This window comes from Alistipes sp. AF14-19, from assembly GCF_003461645.1.
GTDB classification, from domain to species: Bacteria; Bacteroidota; Bacteroidia; order Bacteroidales; family Rikenellaceae; genus Alistipes; species Alistipes shahii.
This window is the reverse complement of the sequence record NZ_QTXM01000004.1, coordinates 199,144-214,669: the sequence shown is the minus strand read 5'-3', so window position 1 is coordinate 214,669 and position 15,526 is coordinate 199,144. Positions and strand designations below refer to the sequence as shown.

12 protein-coding genes and 1 riboswitch are annotated in these 15,526 nt (G+C 60.6%); of the genes, 5 read left to right on the top strand and 7 right to left on the bottom strand.

Annotated elements, in window-relative coordinates:
* Positions 1-909: 909 nt before the first annotated feature.
* Positions 910-2,088 carry a mannonate dehydratase gene (gene uxuA / locus DWW03_RS06035; RefSeq protein WP_118406489.1) on the top strand — a complete coding sequence of 393 codons (1,179 nt, stop codon included), beginning with the start codon at positions 910-912 and terminating at the stop codon, positions 2,086-2,088.
* 72 nt (positions 2,089-2,160) lie between these two features.
* Here uxuA and DWW03_RS06030 read toward each other — a convergent pair whose 3' ends face one another.
* On the bottom strand, positions 2,161-2,820 hold the full coding sequence (locus DWW03_RS06030) for a hypothetical protein (protein ID WP_118406488.1): 660 nt from the start codon (positions 2,818-2,820) through the stop codon (positions 2,161-2,163).
* An 85-nt stretch (positions 2,821-2,905) separates the two neighbouring features.
* Between DWW03_RS06030 and DWW03_RS06025 the strand changes: the two genes are divergently transcribed.
* Together DWW03_RS06025 and DWW03_RS06020 are read left to right on the top strand one after the other, a co-directional pair.
* On the top strand, positions 2,906-3,289 hold the full coding sequence (locus DWW03_RS06025) for an MmcQ/YjbR family DNA-binding protein (RefSeq protein WP_015546547.1): 384 nt from the start codon (positions 2,906-2,908) through the stop codon (positions 3,287-3,289).
* A gap of 31 nt (positions 3,290-3,320) precedes the next feature.
* On the top strand, positions 3,321-3,959 hold the full coding sequence (locus DWW03_RS06020; protein WP_044054731.1) for a DUF1080 domain-containing protein: 639 nt from the start codon (positions 3,321-3,323) through the stop codon (positions 3,957-3,959).
* A 996-nt stretch (positions 3,960-4,955) separates the two neighbouring features.
* On the opposite strand, the gene pnuC is transcribed toward DWW03_RS06020, so the two are convergent.
* From pnuC to DWW03_RS05990, 6 genes are all read right to left on the bottom strand, one after another.
* On the bottom strand, positions 4,956-5,570 hold the full coding sequence (gene pnuC, locus DWW03_RS06015; RefSeq protein WP_015546549.1) for a nicotinamide riboside transporter PnuC: 615 nt from the start codon (positions 5,568-5,570) through the stop codon (positions 4,956-4,958).
* A 189-nt stretch (positions 5,571-5,759) separates the two neighbouring features.
* Positions 5,760-8,048, bottom strand: a complete 2,289-nt coding sequence (locus DWW03_RS06010) for a TonB-dependent receptor (protein WP_118406487.1) — start codon at positions 8,046-8,048, stop codon at positions 5,760-5,762.
* A 41-nt stretch (positions 8,049-8,089) separates the two neighbouring features.
* Positions 8,090-8,184: riboswitch (TPP riboswitch) on the bottom strand.
* Positions 8,185-8,368: 184 nt separating this feature from the next.
* A complete protein-coding gene (locus tag DWW03_RS06005; protein ID WP_118406486.1) occupies positions 8,369-9,424 on the bottom strand; it encodes an aldose epimerase family protein in 1,056 nt (351 codons plus the stop codon).
* 146 nt (positions 9,425-9,570) lie between these two features.
* The gene (gltX, locus tag DWW03_RS06000; RefSeq protein WP_022062594.1) at positions 9,571-11,106 is read right to left on the bottom strand and encodes a glutamate--tRNA ligase; all 1,536 of its coding nucleotides are present in this window, start codon (positions 11,104-11,106) and stop codon (positions 9,571-9,573) included.
* A gap of 41 nt (positions 11,107-11,147) precedes the next feature.
* Positions 11,148-12,248 (bottom strand): redox-regulated ATPase YchF, encoded by a 1,101-nt coding sequence (ychF, locus tag DWW03_RS05995; protein ID WP_022062595.1) that lies wholly within the window; start codon positions 12,246-12,248, stop codon positions 11,148-11,150.
* A 235-nt stretch (positions 12,249-12,483) separates the two neighbouring features.
* Complete coding sequence (locus DWW03_RS05990; RefSeq protein WP_118406485.1) at positions 12,484-13,401, bottom strand: endonuclease/exonuclease/phosphatase family protein; 918 nt, start codon at positions 13,399-13,401, stop codon at positions 12,484-12,486.
* 161 nt (positions 13,402-13,562) lie between these two features.
* On the opposite strand from DWW03_RS05990, the gene DWW03_RS05985 reads away from it, so the two are divergent.
* A complete protein-coding gene (locus DWW03_RS05985) occupies positions 13,563-14,147 on the top strand; it encodes an RNA polymerase sigma factor (RefSeq protein ID WP_229028713.1) in 585 nt (194 codons plus the stop codon).
* Positions 14,148-14,262: 115 nt separating this feature from the next.
* Positions 14,263-15,486 (top strand): FecR family protein, encoded by a 1,224-nt coding sequence (locus DWW03_RS05980; protein ID WP_022062597.1) that lies wholly within the window; start codon positions 14,263-14,265, stop codon positions 15,484-15,486.
* Positions 15,487-15,526: the final 40 nt, after the last annotated feature.

The following is a 15,526-nucleotide window of genomic DNA, read 5'->3' as shown; positions in this document are numbered from 1 at the left end:
GGCTCCGGCATCGGGCCGGGATCGTTCGCGGCAATTCCGTCTTTTCGGCCGGGTAAAGAAGCGAACACGCGAACATGCGAACATGCGAACAGGGGCGAACATCTCTTGTTCGCGTGTTCGCGGAGAATCCCGGCATCACCCCGGGAAGCGGTTTTAAACCGCCGCATTCTCGCTTGCAGCGGAGAAAGAACAACCGACAGCCCGCGTGCCCGGAGCGGGAGGCTGCATATTCTTGTTCTTGCTGCGCCCGCTCAACGCGGGCCGGAGGTTGTTCCCGCGAAAGCGGCATGCGGATGGGTTTGGTACTTTTAACTTCGCTACGCTCGTTTTCCTCCTTCTGGCACGGCATAGCCCGCAAGCGGTCTCCGCTCGTGCTGCGTGCGTCGGTTGCCATCAAAAGTACAGAGAAAGCCGCGACGATGTCGCGGGGGGTTTGTACCTTTTTTCCGCAAAAAGTACCGATCGCAGTCTGCGACTGGAGTTGTTTGCCGCTTTTTGGTCGGCTGTTAACCGCGGTCTTCGCCCGCGGGGTACTTTGTACTTTTTGGCCGCAAAAAGTACCAAAAACTCCCCGGCAGATGCCTGCGCCTACTTCGTCCCGTCTAACGCTGGCTCCGGGCGACTATTCGCGGGGGCGCACGTGCCCCGTCCCCTTCGCTCGCGCTTTTAGCCGGGCCTTCGTTTCACGGCTCCGGCATCGGGCCGGGATCGTTCGCGGCAATTCCGTCTTTTCGGCCGGGAAAAGAAGCGAACACGCGAACATGCGAACAGGGGCGAACATCTCTTGTTCGCTTGTTCGCGGAGAATCCCGGCATCGCCCCTGGAAGCGGTTTTAAACCGCCGCATTCTCGCTTGCAGCGGAGAAAGCACCGTATGTGAAAAATTTGAAAACCTAAAAACAATACATCCATGTATCTTTGCAAACAATCCTGGCGCTGGTACGGTCCGAACGACCCCGTAAGCCTTCAGGACATCCGTCAGGCCGGGGCCACCGACATCGTGACCGCCCTCCATCACATTCCCAACGGCGAGGTGTGGACCGTCGGGGAGATCGAAAAACGCCGAAAGACGGTCGCCGACGCGGGCCTTCGCTGGTCGGTCGTGGAGAGCGTCCCCGTCCACGAGCATATCAAGACCCGCACGGGCGATTTCGAGCGCTATATCGAGAATTACAAACAGTCGGTCCGCAATCTGGCCGAATGCGGCGTTAAAGTAATTACCTACAACTTTATGCCCGTGCTGGACTGGACGCGCACGAACCTCGCCTACGAGTTGCCCGACGGGTCGCGCGCCCTGCGCTTCGAGCGTGCGGCGTTCGTGGCCTTCGATCTCTTCATCCTGAAGCGTCCCGGCGCGGAGAAGGACTATTCCGAGGCCGAGCGCGCCGCTGCCGAGGCCCGCTTCGGGCGGATGGACGCCGCGGAAAAAGAGCTGATCACCCGCAACGTGATCGCGGGCCTGCCCGGCTCGGAGGAGAGTTTCACGCTGGAGCAGTTCCAGCGGGAGCTGGACCGTTACAAGGATGTCACGGCCGAGACGCTGCGCGCGAACCTCGTGGCGTTCCTGCGCGAGGTGGCTCCCGTGGCCGACGAGGCGGGTGCGGTGCTGGCGATCCATCCCGACGATCCTCCGTTCCCGATCCTCGGTCTGCCCCGCATTCTCTCCACCGAATCCGACTTTCAGAAATTGGTCGAGGCGGTCCCCAACCCTTCGAACGGGCTGTGCCTCTGCACGGGTTCGTTCGGAGTGTCGGCCGCGAACGACCTGCCGGGAATGATGCTGCGGCAGGGCGACCGGGTGAATTTCGTCCACCTGCGCTCGACGCAGCGCGATGCCGAGGGCAACTTCTACGAGGCCAACCATTTGGAGGGCGACGTGCCGATGTACGACGTGATGAAAGCCCTGCTGGAGATTCAGCAGCGCCGACGCATCTCGATCCCGATGCGTCCGGACCACGGCCACCAGATGATCGACGACCTGAAGAAGAAGACCAATCCGGGATATTCGTGTCTGGGCCGCCTGCGCGGGCTGGCCGAACTGCGGGGACTGGAGCTGGGCATCGCCCGGTCGCTGTTTGCCGATAAATAGGGCAGTCTTGCGCATGACGAATCGGTGCGCCTCGTGAGGGGCGCACCGATTGTGTCAGAACGGGTTCCGAAGCTATTTTTTGGCCGGGGCCGCCGGGGTCTGCTGTCCGGCAGTGGTTTTCGGAGCCGCCGGGGTCTGCGCCGTGGCCGCCGGGGTCGCCGGAACGGTCTCGATCACGTCCACCTCGGTCACTACCCAGCTGAAAAGGTCGTTCGCACACTGGCTCTCCAGCCGGCGGATCTGCGACATGTCGCTCGTGTCGGCCAGAATGGCGTTGAAGAACTGGTCCATCGTGGCGTACGTCGCATTGACCTTCGCCGCGAAGCAGTTGTAAAAGGCTTTCTGCTGCTCGTGGTCAAGCCCTGCGGGCAGCACGCCCTGCGCTACGAGGTAGTTGTAGGGGTAGATGTGCCGCATGTTGCGGGCGTCGGCGTTCAGTTCGTCGACGATCGTCGAGACGACCACCATGTCCACCGTGTCGTCGACGCCCTGCATCTGGACGAACTCCATGTAGACGGGATAACTGTTTTCGAGCTGCCCGGCCACTTCGTCGGAGAAGAGCACGAACTCGGCGTCGTTCAGGTCGTCGAGGTACACCATCTGGCGGTAGCTGCGCAGCGCTTCGCGCATCGCCTTGCGCTGTTCGTGGTTCCATTGCCGCTGCTGCGAGCAGCCGAAAAATCCTGCCGCGAAGATTGCCAGCAGAGGTACACAGAGGAGAATTTTTTTCATTTTTTACCCTGATTTTGGTTTTACTTCATTTCGGAACGCAATAGATGTGCCAAAAAAATCATATCTTTGAGGAAAAGAACCCGTTATGGATGTTTTGAGTTTCCGCGACTACTGCCTGTCGCTGCCCCTCACGGAGGAATCGACGCCGTTCGACGAGACGACGCTGGTCTACAAGATCGGCGGGAAGATGTACGCCTGCGCGGATATGAACGATTTCGGGCAGGTGGCCGTGAAGTGCGACCCCGACGAGGCGGTCCGGCTGCGCGAGCGGTACGAGGAGATCGGCCCGGCCTACCATTTCAACAAGACGCACTGGAACGGCATCCGCACCGCGGGCGACCTGCCCGACGCCTTCATCCGCGAGCAGATACGCAACTCCTACCTGCTGGTCGTGCGGCGCAGCGTCACGCCCAGGAGCCTGCGCGAGGAGATTCTGCGTCATGTCGAAGAGCACGGGCTGCCGGAATGAACCTTCAACCTCCGAAAACGATACGATGACGATGAGAATGCGATTTCTTTTTGCGGCGCTGACCCTTGCGCTGGCAGCGGGTTCGTGCAGCCGCGAACCGCGGACCGAACTTTTCAACGGCCGGGACCTCGCCGGATGGGTGTGCGTCACCGACCCGGAGGGCGTCGGCGACGCCCGGGATGCCTTCTCCGTGCAGAACGGGAATATCCGCATAGCGGGCAGTCCGTTCGGGTACATGCGCACGGAGGAGACCTACGACGATTACCGGCTTCACGTCGAGTGGCGTTGGATCGGCGAGGCGACGAACAGCGGCATTTTCCAGCGCGTGCAGGCCGGCGACCGGCTTTGGCCCGAGGCTGTCGAGTGTCAGTTGCAGGCGGGGCGCGCGGGCGACCTGCTGGGGCTGGGCGGCGCGAAGATCGCCGGGGCGGAGAGCAACGGAAGGGTCTTCATCAAGCCGCGCAGCGGCGGGGAGTGCGAGCGGCCCGCAGGCGAATGGAACTGTGCCGAGATCGTCTGCGTGGGCGATCATATCGCGGTCTGTGTCAACGGCGTTTTGCAGAACGAGTGCACCGGATCGGTCCGCAGCGGGTATATCGCGCTTCAGAGCGAGGGCGGTCCCGTGGAGTTCCGCAACATCTGGCTGACCCGCTTGAGACGCGGGATTTAGGTTGCGGCTGGCGGCTTCGGCTTGCTCTCGTCACGAACACGCGAACATGCGAACAAGGGGTGTTCGCCCTTGTTCGCATGTTCGTATGTTCGCGTGTTCGTGCAGAATCCCGGCATCGCCCCTGGAAGCGGTTTTAAACCGCCGCATTATCGCTTGCAGCGGAACGAGGACAACCGCGGTCTTCGCCCGCAAGACTTCTTTGTACCTTTTTTCCGCAAAAAGTACTGATCGCAGTCTTCGACTGGCGAGTCGTTCGCCGCGAAACGCGGCGAGAAAAGTCCGCATTCTCGCTTGCAGCGGAGAAAGAACAACCGACAGCCCGCGTGCCCGGAGCGGGAGGCTGCATAGTCTTGTTCTTGCTGCGCCCGCTCAACGCGGGCCGGAGGTTGTTCCCGCGAAAGCGACATGCGGATGGTTTTGGTACTTTTAACTTCGCTACGCTCGTTTTCCTCCTTCTGGCATGGCATAGCCCGCAAGCGGTCTCTGCTCGTGCTGCGTGCGTCGGTTGCCATCAAAAGTACAGAGAAAGCCGCGACATCGTCGCGGGTGTTTTGTACCTTTTTTCCGCAAAAAGGTACCCAAAAACTCCCCGGCAGATGCCTTCGCCTACTTCGTCCCGTCTAACGTTGGCTCCGGGCGCCCGCCTAAAAGGCGGGTTTAAGGGGCGATGGGCCGCAGAAAGGATCATATCCGATACGACGCTCTCACTCTTAAAACCGGCGTCTTACGCCGGCGCTCGCGCTTTTAGCCGGGCCTTCGTTTCACGGCTCCGGCATCGGGCCGGAATCGTTCGCCGCGGAACGCGGCGGGAGGAGGTGCAAAATGGCCCCTTTCGCAACCTGAAACCCCGGTTCTTAACCGGGCGCAGAACCGGGCGGAGAGCGGGCCGAAGCTGCCAGTCGCAATGCAAATCCCGGTTCTTAACCGGGCGAACGCGCGAACATGCGAACAAGGGGTGTTCGCCCCTGTTCGCGCGTTCGCAGGTAAAACGGATTTTTAAGCCCGGGCCTGCCGCCGCCATCGGAGGTAACCCGCCACGGCCAGCGCCGAGTAGAGGGCGTAAAGCCCCGCGGTGTAGGGCAGGTCCTTATAGAGGTAAAGCCCGACGGTCACCAGATCCACGACCAGCCACACGAGCCATTGCTCCACCAGCTTGCGCGACAGCATCCACATCGCCACGACCGACAGCGCCGTGGTCCCCGCGTCCCAGAAGGGTACGGTGCTGTCCGTGAAGCGGGTCAGCAGCAGGTACAGCCCGATGTGCGCCGCGGCGTAGACCCCTGCGAGCGCCGGGACCGTCCGCAGGGGCGTGTGGCCGATGCGCAGCGCGGCGGCCCGCTTTGCGCCCTCCGCATCTTCAGGGCCGGTCAGCCCGGCGTCCGTTTTTCGGCCCCTCCTGCGCCACACGAGCCACCCGTACAGCCCCGCCAGCACGTAGTAAGCCTGCATCGAGCAGTCGGCATACAGCCCCGATTTGTAGTAGAGCGCCCCGTGGATCAGAGGCATGACAAGCCCCACGATCCACAGCCGGATGTCGGCGCGGTATTCGAGCCAGAGGTAGAGCAATCCCAACAGGACGCCGGCGATTTGCAGGAGGAGTTTTATGTCCATTGTTTCAACATTCGTATTGTCATTCCGAAGAGGACCGAAGGTCCGACGTGGGAATCTGCTGGAAGCGTTGTAAGGTCACGACTTTCGCCCGGATTGCCACGGCATCTGCGACGCCTCGCAATGCACGAAGTACAATTATTTAGTTTTCAGAGCTGAAATTCGGTTTCAGCGACGTTGAAATCGCGCGTTTTAAAATTTCACCGTGACGTTCGCCAGCACGTTCAGCGGCGCCTGCGGGAAGTAGTAGGCCTCGTCGATGCGTACGGGCGCGGGGCCGCTCCACGTGTCCATGTACGAATACCCGTAGCCGTTGCTCTCGTATTCCGCATTGAACAGGTTGTTGATCAGCAGGCCCAGCCGAACGCTGCGCGCCGAACGGGTGCGGAACGTATAGGCGAGGTTGAGGTTGGTCACGCAGTAGGCGTCCAGCGACAGGGCGTCGTTCTCGTTGTTGGTGAAATACTGCTTGCCGACGTGCTGGGTGTGGAACACGGCTTCGAATCCGCGGTGGTGGAAATTCAGGAAGGCGTTGGCGATGACGTCGGGCGAATAGGCGATGGTCATGTCGCCCAGCTCCTTGCCGTAGGTGGGGCTATCCTTCAGTGCGTCGACGTAGTTCTCGATGCGGTTCTGCGAGAAGGTGGCGTTGGCCCCCACGGTGAACCACCCGGTTGCGCGCCACGAGGCCGACAGCTCCACGCCCCGGCGGTAGCTGTCCGGGACGTTGGTGTTGAGGGCGTTGCTGTCGTCGTTCACCATGCCCGTCGGCACGAGCTGGTCCTTGTACTTCATGTAGTAGAGATTCACCCCCAGCGAGAGGCGCGGCGCCGTGTACTGGTAGCCCAGCTCCCAGTCGTAGAGCTTTTCCGACGAGGGGTAGGTGTCGTCGGCCGCGAATTTGTAGCGGTCGGTGAAGTCGCTGCGCGTGGGTTCCTTCTGGGCCACGGCGAACGAGAGGTAGAAGTTGTTGCGCTCGGCGAGCGTGTAGCTCACGCCGGCGCGGGGATTGAAGAAGTGGTACTGTTTGTCCACGTCGATGGGCTGCATCCCGACCTCCTCCGAAACGTAGTTGTCGTTGACGCCCCAGGCCTGATAGCTGACATAGCGGTACTGGAGGTCCGCAAAGAGCCTCAACCCTTTGGCCACGGACCAGTTGGCGCGAGCGAAGAGGTTGGCGTCGTGCTTGTCCACGTCGTTGTCGTACCAGCGGCCGCCGATCTGGCTGCCTTCCAGTCCGTCCACCCAGTCGAGCACGCCCCAGTGGGGGCAGGAGTAGTAGCTGTACGAACCGCCGAAGGCGAGGTCGAGCTTCCGCACCGAGTAGGCCGCCGAGGCGTTCAGACCTCCGAGGTGGTTGCGCATGATCTTCTCGCGGACGAGGTCGGCCTCCTTTCCGGCAGCGACGTCGGTCGGGATATTGAGGTATTCGGAGAGCGTGCGTGCGTCCTTGTACTGCTTGTAGAAGCCGTAGCCATAGGTGTAGAATCCCGTGGCGTTGAGGGTCCACTTCTCGTTGAAACGGTGGGAGAGCACCAGCTGGTTGTTGATTTGCAGGTAGTTGTCCGTCTGATCGTCGTAATAGTCTACCGTGGCGCGCTGCCGCTCGCCGTCCTTCATATAATAATAGGAGTGCGGTCCGTTCGAGGTGTAGTACATGCCCTCGGTGTGGAACCTCCGGCCGTTGAGACGCATCTCCTCTTTCGTCGCGCCCGTGTAGGTGAGTCCCGTTTTGGCCTTGCCGCCGAACGAAATCAGCTTGAGCATCGTGCTGCCGTTGTAGTAGCCGGCCTGGAACATGTAGGATTTGAGGTCCGTGGCTCCGCGGTCGATGTAGCCTTCCGAGCCGATGTGCGTCAGCCGCGCGTCGAGGGTCCAGTGGCCGCCCATCAGGCCCGAGGAGATGTGCACGGCCTGCTTGTTGGTGTTGTACGAGCCGTAGGAGAGCGACGCGTCGCCGCCGAACTCGGTTTGCAGGGCGTCGGTCGACATGTTGACCGCTCCGCCGAAGGCTCCCGTGCCGTTGGTCGAGATGCCGGCGCCGCGCTGCACCTGAATGCTTCCCACGGCCGAGACGAGGTCGGGGGTGTCGTACCAGTACATCGAGTGCGAGTCGGGGTTGTTCATCGCCACGCCGTTGATCGTGACGTTGAGACGCGTCGGGTCCGTGCCGCGCAGGCGCACGGCCGTGCCGCCGATGCCGATGCCCGTTTCGTTGGTGGCGATCATCGAGGGGGTCAGGGCCAGCAGCGTGGGGATGTCGGTTCCGTAGCTGTTGCGGGCGATCTCTTCGCGCCGGATGTCGGAGTAGGCCACGGGGGTGGTCGGGGTTGCGCGCGTGGCGGTCACCTCGACCTCCTGCAAGCGGTACATTCTGACCGAATCGCCGGCGTTTTGGTTGGCGGGCTGCTTCTCTTCAGCCCGCAACTGTGCGGCCGAGCAGAGCGCGGCGGCCGCAAGTGAAAGAAAAATCCTTTTCATCGTTAAACTTTTTGAGTTAATGGACTGAAAAGGGGTATGTGTTGTTGATTACGCTTCGTCCCGGTCTCGGCATTACCCGTCTCCGGTTCAATGGGTATAATCTCAGCCTGACAGTAAGGCACCCCTTTGAAATATCGGGTGCAAAGGTAAGTAATAAAAATTAAAAATTAAAAATTAAGAATTAAAAATTGTCGGAAAGGATACCCGTAAATTTCGATGTATCTGGTGCCGAAAATAAGTTCGGTCCTCCAATTTGTCGAAACGCACAGTGCGATTTTCCGCAGGTAATTTTTAATTCTTAATTTTTCATTTTTAATTCCTTAGAACGTTCCGAAGCGGAAAACGATCTTCTGGCAGTAGGTTTCGCCGGGGCGGAGCAGCGGCGAGGGGAATTCGGGATGGTTCACGGCGTCGGGGTAGTTCTGGCACTCCATCGCCACGCCGTCGTAGTCGGCATAGCGGCCGCCCGACTTGGTTTCGGGGCATCCGCTCGCGAGCCAGTTGCCCGTGTAGATCATCACGCTGGGCTGCGACGAGAGCACCGTCACCGAACGGCCCGACCGGGGTTCGCGCAGAGTGCCGACCTCGCCCAGGATGTTGGGCTTCCAGCCGTCGACGACGAAGGGATGGTCATAGCCCTTGAAGTCGCGGATGTGGTTGAACTCCGACGAGATGCCGGGGCGGAAAGAGCGGAATTCCCGAAAATCCTGCGGGGTTCCGGCTGCGTCCAGAAGCTTGCCCGTGGGGATCTGGCGTTCGTTCATTTCCAGAATCTTCGAGCTGTTCAGGCGCAGTTCGTGGTCGAGCACGGACCCGCTGCCTTCGCCCGCGAGGTTGAAATAGACATGGTTGGTGAGGTTCACCACGGTCGTCTTATCGGTCCGTGCGAGGTAGGTGATCTCCAGCGCATTGTCGTCGTCGAAATCGAATACGGCCTCGACGCACAGCTCGCCGGGATAGCCCTGGTCGCCGTCCTCCGAGACGAGCGACATCACCACGCGGTTGGTCTCCACGCGGCTCTCCCAGATGCGGTTGGCGAAGTTCTTCGTTCCGCCGTGCAGGTGGTTCACGCCGTTGTTGACCTCCAGCCGGTACTCCTTGCCCTCGACGGTCATCTGCCCGAAGGCGATGCGGTTGGCGCAGCGTCCCACGCTCTTTCCCGAGGCGGCTCCGTCGAAGAAGTAGCCTTCGGGGTGTTTGTATCCCAGCACCACGTCGGCCATGCGGCCCTCGCGGTCGGGCATCTTCACCGAGACGATCGCCGCGCCGTAGTTCGTGAGCTGCACTTCGGCTCCCGAGTCGTTGCGCAGCGTGTAGCGAATGATTGCCTCGCCCTCCGGGGTCATGCCCCAGACGTGTTGTTCGATTTGTACCATAGTTTAATATAAGTTCGACGGGGTTAGGTTGTTTTTAGATCGGAGCGATTTTGTCTATGAACCCCCATCGAACTTATATTACGGCGTTTTTAACGCCGGGGCTCATGTTGAAAATCCCTCTGAATCGCCCTTTTCAAAGGGCGACTTTACTCTATTGCGGGTTTTAGATTGGTCAGCAGATTGTCGATACGCTTCAGACACTCCTCTTTACCGATGAACGACGTTACGTCGTACATGCCCGGGCCTTTTCCGGCGCCCACGAGGGCCAGCCGCAGGGTGTTCATCACCTGGCCCATGCCGTAGCCCTTCTCCTCGATCCAGGCGTGGACGATGCGTTCGGTGTTCTCCAGCGAGAAGTCGTCGATTCCCGCCAGCACGTCGCGCAACTCCCGCAGAATGGCGGGATTCTGCCCCTTCCAGTACTTGCGCACCTGCTTTTCCTCATACTCCCGGGGAGCCTCGAAGAAGAACGACGTGAGGTCCCACAGATCGGTCGTGAACGTCGCGCGCTCCTTCATAATGCCCGCGGCTTTGCCGGCCACGGCGTCCGAAACCTCGATGCCGTGGCTGCGCAGGACGGGCTGGTAGAGGGCCGCCAGTTCGGCGTCGGTCTTGTGGTGCATGTACTGGGCGTTGAACCACCGGGCCTTGTCGGGCTGGAATCGGGCGCCCGATTTCGAGACGCGGTCGAGCGAGAAGCTGTCGATCAGCTCCTGCATCGAGAAGATCTCCTGCTCCGTGCCGGGGTTCCAGCCCAGCAGCGCCAGCATGTTGATGAACGCCTCGGGGAAATAGCCGTCCTCGCGGTAGCCGTGGGCGGTCTCACCCGTCGGAGAGGTCCAGAAGAGCGGAAATACCGGGAATCCCATCTTGTCGCCGTCGCGCTTCGAGAGCTTGCCGCCGCCCGTGGGTTTGAGCAGCAGGGGCAGGTGGGCGAACCGGGGCTGCACGTCCGTCCACCCGAAGGCTTTGTACAGGAGGTAGTGCAGCGGCAGCGACGGCAGCCACTCTTCGCCGCGGATGACGTGCGACACCTCCATCAGCCGGTCGTCGACGATATTCGCCAGGTGGTAGGTGGGCAGCGCGTCGGCCGATTTGTAGAGCACCTTGTCGTCCAGCGTCGAGGTGTTGACCTCCACGTGTCCGCGGATCAGGTCGTCCATCGCGACCGTTTCGTTTTCGGGCATCCGGAAGCGGATCACCCACTGGTCGCCGCGGTCGAGGCGCGCCTTCACCTCCTCGGCGGGCAGCGCCAGCGACGTGGCCAGCTTTTCGCGCACCGCATAATTATAGGCGAACGCCTCGCCGCGCGCCTCGGCCTCCCTGCGCAGGGCGTCCAATTCCTCGGCCGTGTCGAAGGCGTAGTAGGCCCAGCCCGCCTCGACGAGTTGCAGGGCGTATTTGAGGTAGATTTCGCGCCGCTCGCTCTGGCGGTAGGGGGCGTGAGGCCCTCCGACGCCCACGCCTTCGTCGATCTCGATGCCGCACCATTTGAGTGATTCCAGAATGTAATCCTCCGCTCCGGGGACGAACCGCTGCGAATCGGTGTCCTCGATGCGCAGGATCATCGTTCCCTTGTGCCGGCGGGCGAACAGGTAGTTGTACAGTGCCGTACGGACGCCGCCGATGTGCAGCGGCCCGGTGGGGCTGGGCGCGAAGCGCACCCGAACTGGTCTTTCCATAGCTGTATTCTTTAATTTTTTTACGATCCCGGGTTGCGGCGTCAGACGTTGAACAGGAAGTGCATGATGTCGCCGTCCTCGACGACATACTCCTTGCCTTCGATCGACAGTTTGCCCGCATCGCGGCACGCCTTCTCCGAACCCAAGGCGGTGTAGTCGTCGTACTTGATGACCTCGGCGCGGATGAACCCCTTTTCGAAATCGGTGTGGATGATGCCGGCCGTCTGCGGGGCTTTCATGCCGCGCAGGTAGGTCCAGGCGCGGGTCTCGTCGGCCCCGGTGGTGAAAAACGTTTCGAGGTTGAGCAATTTGTAGGCCGATTTGATCAGGCGCGCCACGCCCGACTCCTCCAGTCCCAGGTCTTCGAGGAACATCTGCCGCTCGTCGAAGTCTTCCAGTTCGGCGATGTCGGCCTCCGTGGCGGCGGCGATGACGAGCATTTCGGCCCGCTCGCCGGCGATGGCCTCCCGGACGGCCTCGGTGTAGGCGTTGCCCGTCGCGGCGCTCTTTTCGTCGACGTTGCAGACGTACAACACGGGCTTGTCGGTCAGCAGGTTGAGGTCGGCGACCAGTTTGCGGTCCTCCTTGTCGAGTTCCACGGTGCGGGCCGAAAGCCCCTGTTCCAGCACCGCCTTGTACTGCAAGAGCAACTCCACGGCGCGCTTGGCCTGCTTGTCGCCGCCCGAGGTGGCCTGCTTCTGGGTCTTGGAGAGCCGGTTCTCGACGGTTTCGAGATCCTTCAGCTGCAATTCGGTGTCGATGATGCCCTTGTCGCGCACGGGGTCTATCGAGCCGTCGACGTGGGTGATGTTGCCGTTGTCGAAGCACCGCAGGACGTGGATGATCGCATTCGTGTTGCGGATGTTGCCCAGAAATTTGTTGCCCAGACCTTCGCCCTTCGAGGCGCCCTTCACGAGGCCCGCGATGTCGACGATTTCGATCGTCGTCGGGACCACGCGCTTGGGGTTGTCGATCTCCGCGAGGCGGATCAGCCGCCGGTCGGGGACCGTGATCACGCCCACATTGGGCTCGATGGTGCAGAAAGGAAAGTTTGCCGCCTGTGCCTTTGCATTGGACAGACAGTTGAAAAGGGTCGATTTACCCACGTTCGGCAAGCCGACGATGCCGCATTGTAACGCCATTTATTCGTTTCGTTTATGTTGCTGTCAGACAAATTGCGCTTATCGTGAAACAAGCCCACAAAGATACGAATTTCTTTTCAATAATCGGAGACGCTCGCGGGTAAAAGCGGAAAGGGGGATGGTTTCCGGCTCTGGGCGCGGAAAAAAGCGCTTCTGTCCGTTCCGTTTATCCCTTGGCAAATAAAACCTCTTCGCCAGTTGGCGAAGAGGTTTTATTTGCCGGCAGCAAGGCTGGCTATTCGGCCAGCGACCATTCGATCACGACCGGGAAGTGGTCCGAGGGGTATTTCCGGTTGTAACTGTTGTTGACGATGCGCCACGAAACGACCTTCGTGTCCTTCGGCGTGACGAAGACGTGGTCGATGCGCGACGCAGCGGCGGGAGGCGTCGAGATGTATTTGTAGCCGTTGTAGGTGGGCCAGTCTCCGTTGGTCTTGGACGGACAGCGGACGTAGCTGTCGGCAAGGATGCCTGATCCGGCGATCGTTTTGTAGGCTTCGGTGTTTTGGTTCGAATTGAAGTCACCCGTGCAAAAGGCCGGTTTGCCGCCTGCGATCTCCCGGACCTTGGCCACCAGCAGTTTGGCGCTCTCGGCGCGGGCCGTGGTCCCTATGTGGTCGAAGTGCGAATTGAAATGGTAGAATTCCCGTCCGTTCGCGCGGATGCGGAAATGCACCCAGTTGCACATGCGGGGCGAATAGGAGTCCCAGCCTTTGGACCCGGGGGCGGAAGGCGTTTCGGAGTACCAGAACGATCCCATATCCAATACTTCGAATTTGTCCTTGCGGTAGAAAACGGGGTTGTAGTGGCGTCGTTGGGCCGTTTTGTCACCGATGACGTTTTCTCCGACCCAGGTGTATCCGTCGAGGAACGGCTCGATGTCCTTGATCTGGGTCAGATAAGGCTCCTGCGCTCCGAAGATGTCGAACTTCTCGCTCTGGAGTAGTTGGCGAAGCAAATCCCGGCGGGTCGTCCATTTGTTGTCTTGATCGGAAGAGTTGTCGTACTGGATGTTGTAGGTGGCGACGCGAATCGGATCGAGCCACTCTTTTCCAGGTGCAGGGGCGGGTGCGGGATCGTCGTTTCCCGAACTGCACAGCGAGAAGAGCGGCAGGCAGAGCAGGAACAGACTGAAATACGGTTTTCGTATCATTTTTCCGAAAGAGATTGGTTTCGAATTTAAGACGAACTGTTTCCGGTTTTGTCCCCGGGGGGGGCGAAAATTTGCTATTTCGCATTTTTTATTCGATTTTTACCGCTTGCAGGGGGACAAACCGGACGGTTTTCCGTTATATCGAATGACCGACCAAACCAATGAACCGAATGTTTCGGCAACGCAAGTACGACACCCGACGAATCGACCGGCAGTATGCCGAAGAGACCGACGTATATGTTATGTTGTATAACAGTTACGCCGATGCGCTCTATGCCTACGGCATGGGGTTCGGTTTCGACAACGAAACGGTCAAGGATGTCATCCACGACATATTCCTCGACATTATGACCCGCCAGGTCGACCTGGGCCGCATCGTCAACATCAAGGCCTACCTTTTCCGGATCGTTCACAACCGCCTGGTCGATCTGCACCGTTCGCGGGTGGACAAATGCGACCTTTCGGACCGGGAGCCGGGATTGCGGGTGTCGCTGACCTCGCTCGACGCGATGATCGAATCGGAGCACGTGCTGCGCATCCGCCAAACGATCGAGTCGCTGCTCAACCAGCTCTCGCCCAAGCAGCGCGAGGCGCTGCTGCTGCGCTTCGTCTACGAGATGGAGTATGACGACATCGCCGTCATACTCGACGCCACGCCCCACGCCGTCCGCAAGTTCGTGTCGAAGGGGCTGGGCAAACTTCGGAAGGGCAGGGAGTGCGGCAAAACGATGAAAATAGCCACTTGACACGGCGGACGCTGTTTTTTGCGGTTCGAGGGGGACAAAACGGCGGATTCGCCGTCATAGGGGAGAGCGCGGCGCCGCAGCCGCAGCATGCAGTTTGAAGATTACGTTGGAATCAATGATAAAACCGGACGATATTAAGAAGCACACGGCGGAGTTCTTCACCTCCGACCCGGACTTCGTTTTGTGGTGTCTCGATCCCGAGCGGGCGCAGGACGGCTATTGGTGCGGTTACACCGAACGCCATCCGCAGGACCTGGTCGAATTCGAGCGCGCCGTGAGCCTGGTGCGCCGTGTGGGCAAGACCCATCCCGCGCTGCCGTCCGTGGAGAAACAGTTGCTGCTCGACCGCATCCTGACCGACCATTACGCCCGGCGCCGTTTTGCAGCCCCTCCCCGCCGCCGCAACCGGACGGCGCTCTTCGCCGCCGCTTCCCTGCTGGTCGCCGGCGTCGTGGCGGCCCTGTTCTGGAGTGCGGATTTCACGGGTTCCGGGCTGCCTTCGGCCGAGGCCTATGAAAACATCACGCTCGTGACCCGCGAAGGCAGCCGCGAGGTGTACGACGACATCGCCCGTATCAGCCTTACGCCCAAGGGCGAAATCCTGATCGACGGCAAGGAGAACGAAGGGGCGGAGACCGATCGCAGGACGCCCCGGCAGGAGGTGCGCGTGCATACGAGTGAGTTGGTGGTCCCCAAGGGCAAGCGCGCACATCTGCAACTCTCCGACGGGACGCGGGTGTGGATCAATTCGGCGTCGGTGCTCCGTTTCCCGTCGGCGTTCGGGGACACGCGCGACGTCTTCGTCGAGGGCGAAGCCTATTTCGAGGTGGCGAAGGATGCGAACCGTCCCTTCATCGTGCACACCGACCATTTTGCGACCCGCGTGCTGGGCACGTCGTTCGACGTGACGACCGCGCCCCGGGCCGACGGTTCGTCGGCCGTGGTGCTGGTCGAAGGCTCCGTGGCCATCGACGTGGCCAACGGCGAATCGGTGACGCTGAATCCTTCGGAACGCTTCTCGATGAAGGACGGCAGCTATTCGGTCTACGAGGTCGATCCCTATAAATACATCAGTTGGAAGGACGGACTGTTGTTCTTCACCTCGAACACGCTGTTCGAAGTCCTGCAAAAGGTGGCTGCGTTCTACAAGATCGAAATAACCTGCTCCGGGGAGATCGGGAGCCGGAAGTGTACCGGCAAGCTGATCCTGTTCGACGACCTGGACGGCACGCTCGACGTGCTCTCCGACATTTTCCGGATCGCCTACGTCCGGGGGCCCGACGGCTCGGTGGCGGTGAGGCCTGCCCCCGACGATTGCGCCGACGCCGTATATCGCTGACAACCAATTCCAGTCTTAAATACTAACCTTAATACTGTTA

What these genes read in the sequence shown, in the direction of transcription:
- DWW03_RS06030 (WP_118406488.1), bottom strand. Translation starts at nt 2,820, where the DNA reads ATGAAAAAAATTCTCCTCTGTGTACCTCTGCTGGCAATCTTCGCGGCA.
- gltX (WP_022062594.1), bottom strand. Translation starts at nt 11,106, where the DNA reads ATGGAAAGACCAGTTCGGGTGCGCTTCGCGCCCAGCCCCACCGGGCCG.
- DWW03_RS05985 (WP_229028713.1), top strand. Translation starts at nt 13,563, where the DNA reads ATGAACCGAATGTTTCGGCAACGCAAGTACGACACCCGACGAATCGAC.
- DWW03_RS06020 (WP_044054731.1), top strand. Translation starts at nt 3,321, where the DNA reads ATGAGAATGCGATTTCTTTTTGCGGCGCTGACCCTTGCGCTGGCAGCG.
- ychF (WP_022062595.1), bottom strand. Translation starts at nt 12,248, where the DNA reads ATGGCGTTACAATGCGGCATCGTCGGCTTGCCGAACGTGGGTAAATCG.
- DWW03_RS06025 (WP_015546547.1), top strand. Translation starts at nt 2,906, where the DNA reads ATGGATGTTTTGAGTTTCCGCGACTACTGCCTGTCGCTGCCCCTCACG.
- pnuC (WP_015546549.1), bottom strand. Translation starts at nt 5,570, where the DNA reads ATGGACATAAAACTCCTCCTGCAAATCGCCGGCGTCCTGTTGGGATTG.
- DWW03_RS06010 (WP_118406487.1), bottom strand. Translation starts at nt 8,048, where the DNA reads ATGAAAAGGATTTTTCTTTCACTTGCGGCCGCCGCGCTCTGCTCGGCC.
- uxuA (WP_118406489.1), top strand. Translation starts at nt 910, where the DNA reads ATGTATCTTTGCAAACAATCCTGGCGCTGGTACGGTCCGAACGACCCC.
- DWW03_RS05990 (WP_118406485.1), bottom strand. Translation starts at nt 13,401, where the DNA reads ATGATACGAAAACCGTATTTCAGTCTGTTCCTGCTCTGCCTGCCGCTC.
- DWW03_RS05980 (WP_022062597.1), top strand. Translation starts at nt 14,263, where the DNA reads ATGATAAAACCGGACGATATTAAGAAGCACACGGCGGAGTTCTTCACC.
- DWW03_RS06005 (WP_118406486.1), bottom strand. Translation starts at nt 9,424, where the DNA reads ATGGTACAAATCGAACAACACGTCTGGGGCATGACCCCGGAGGGCGAG.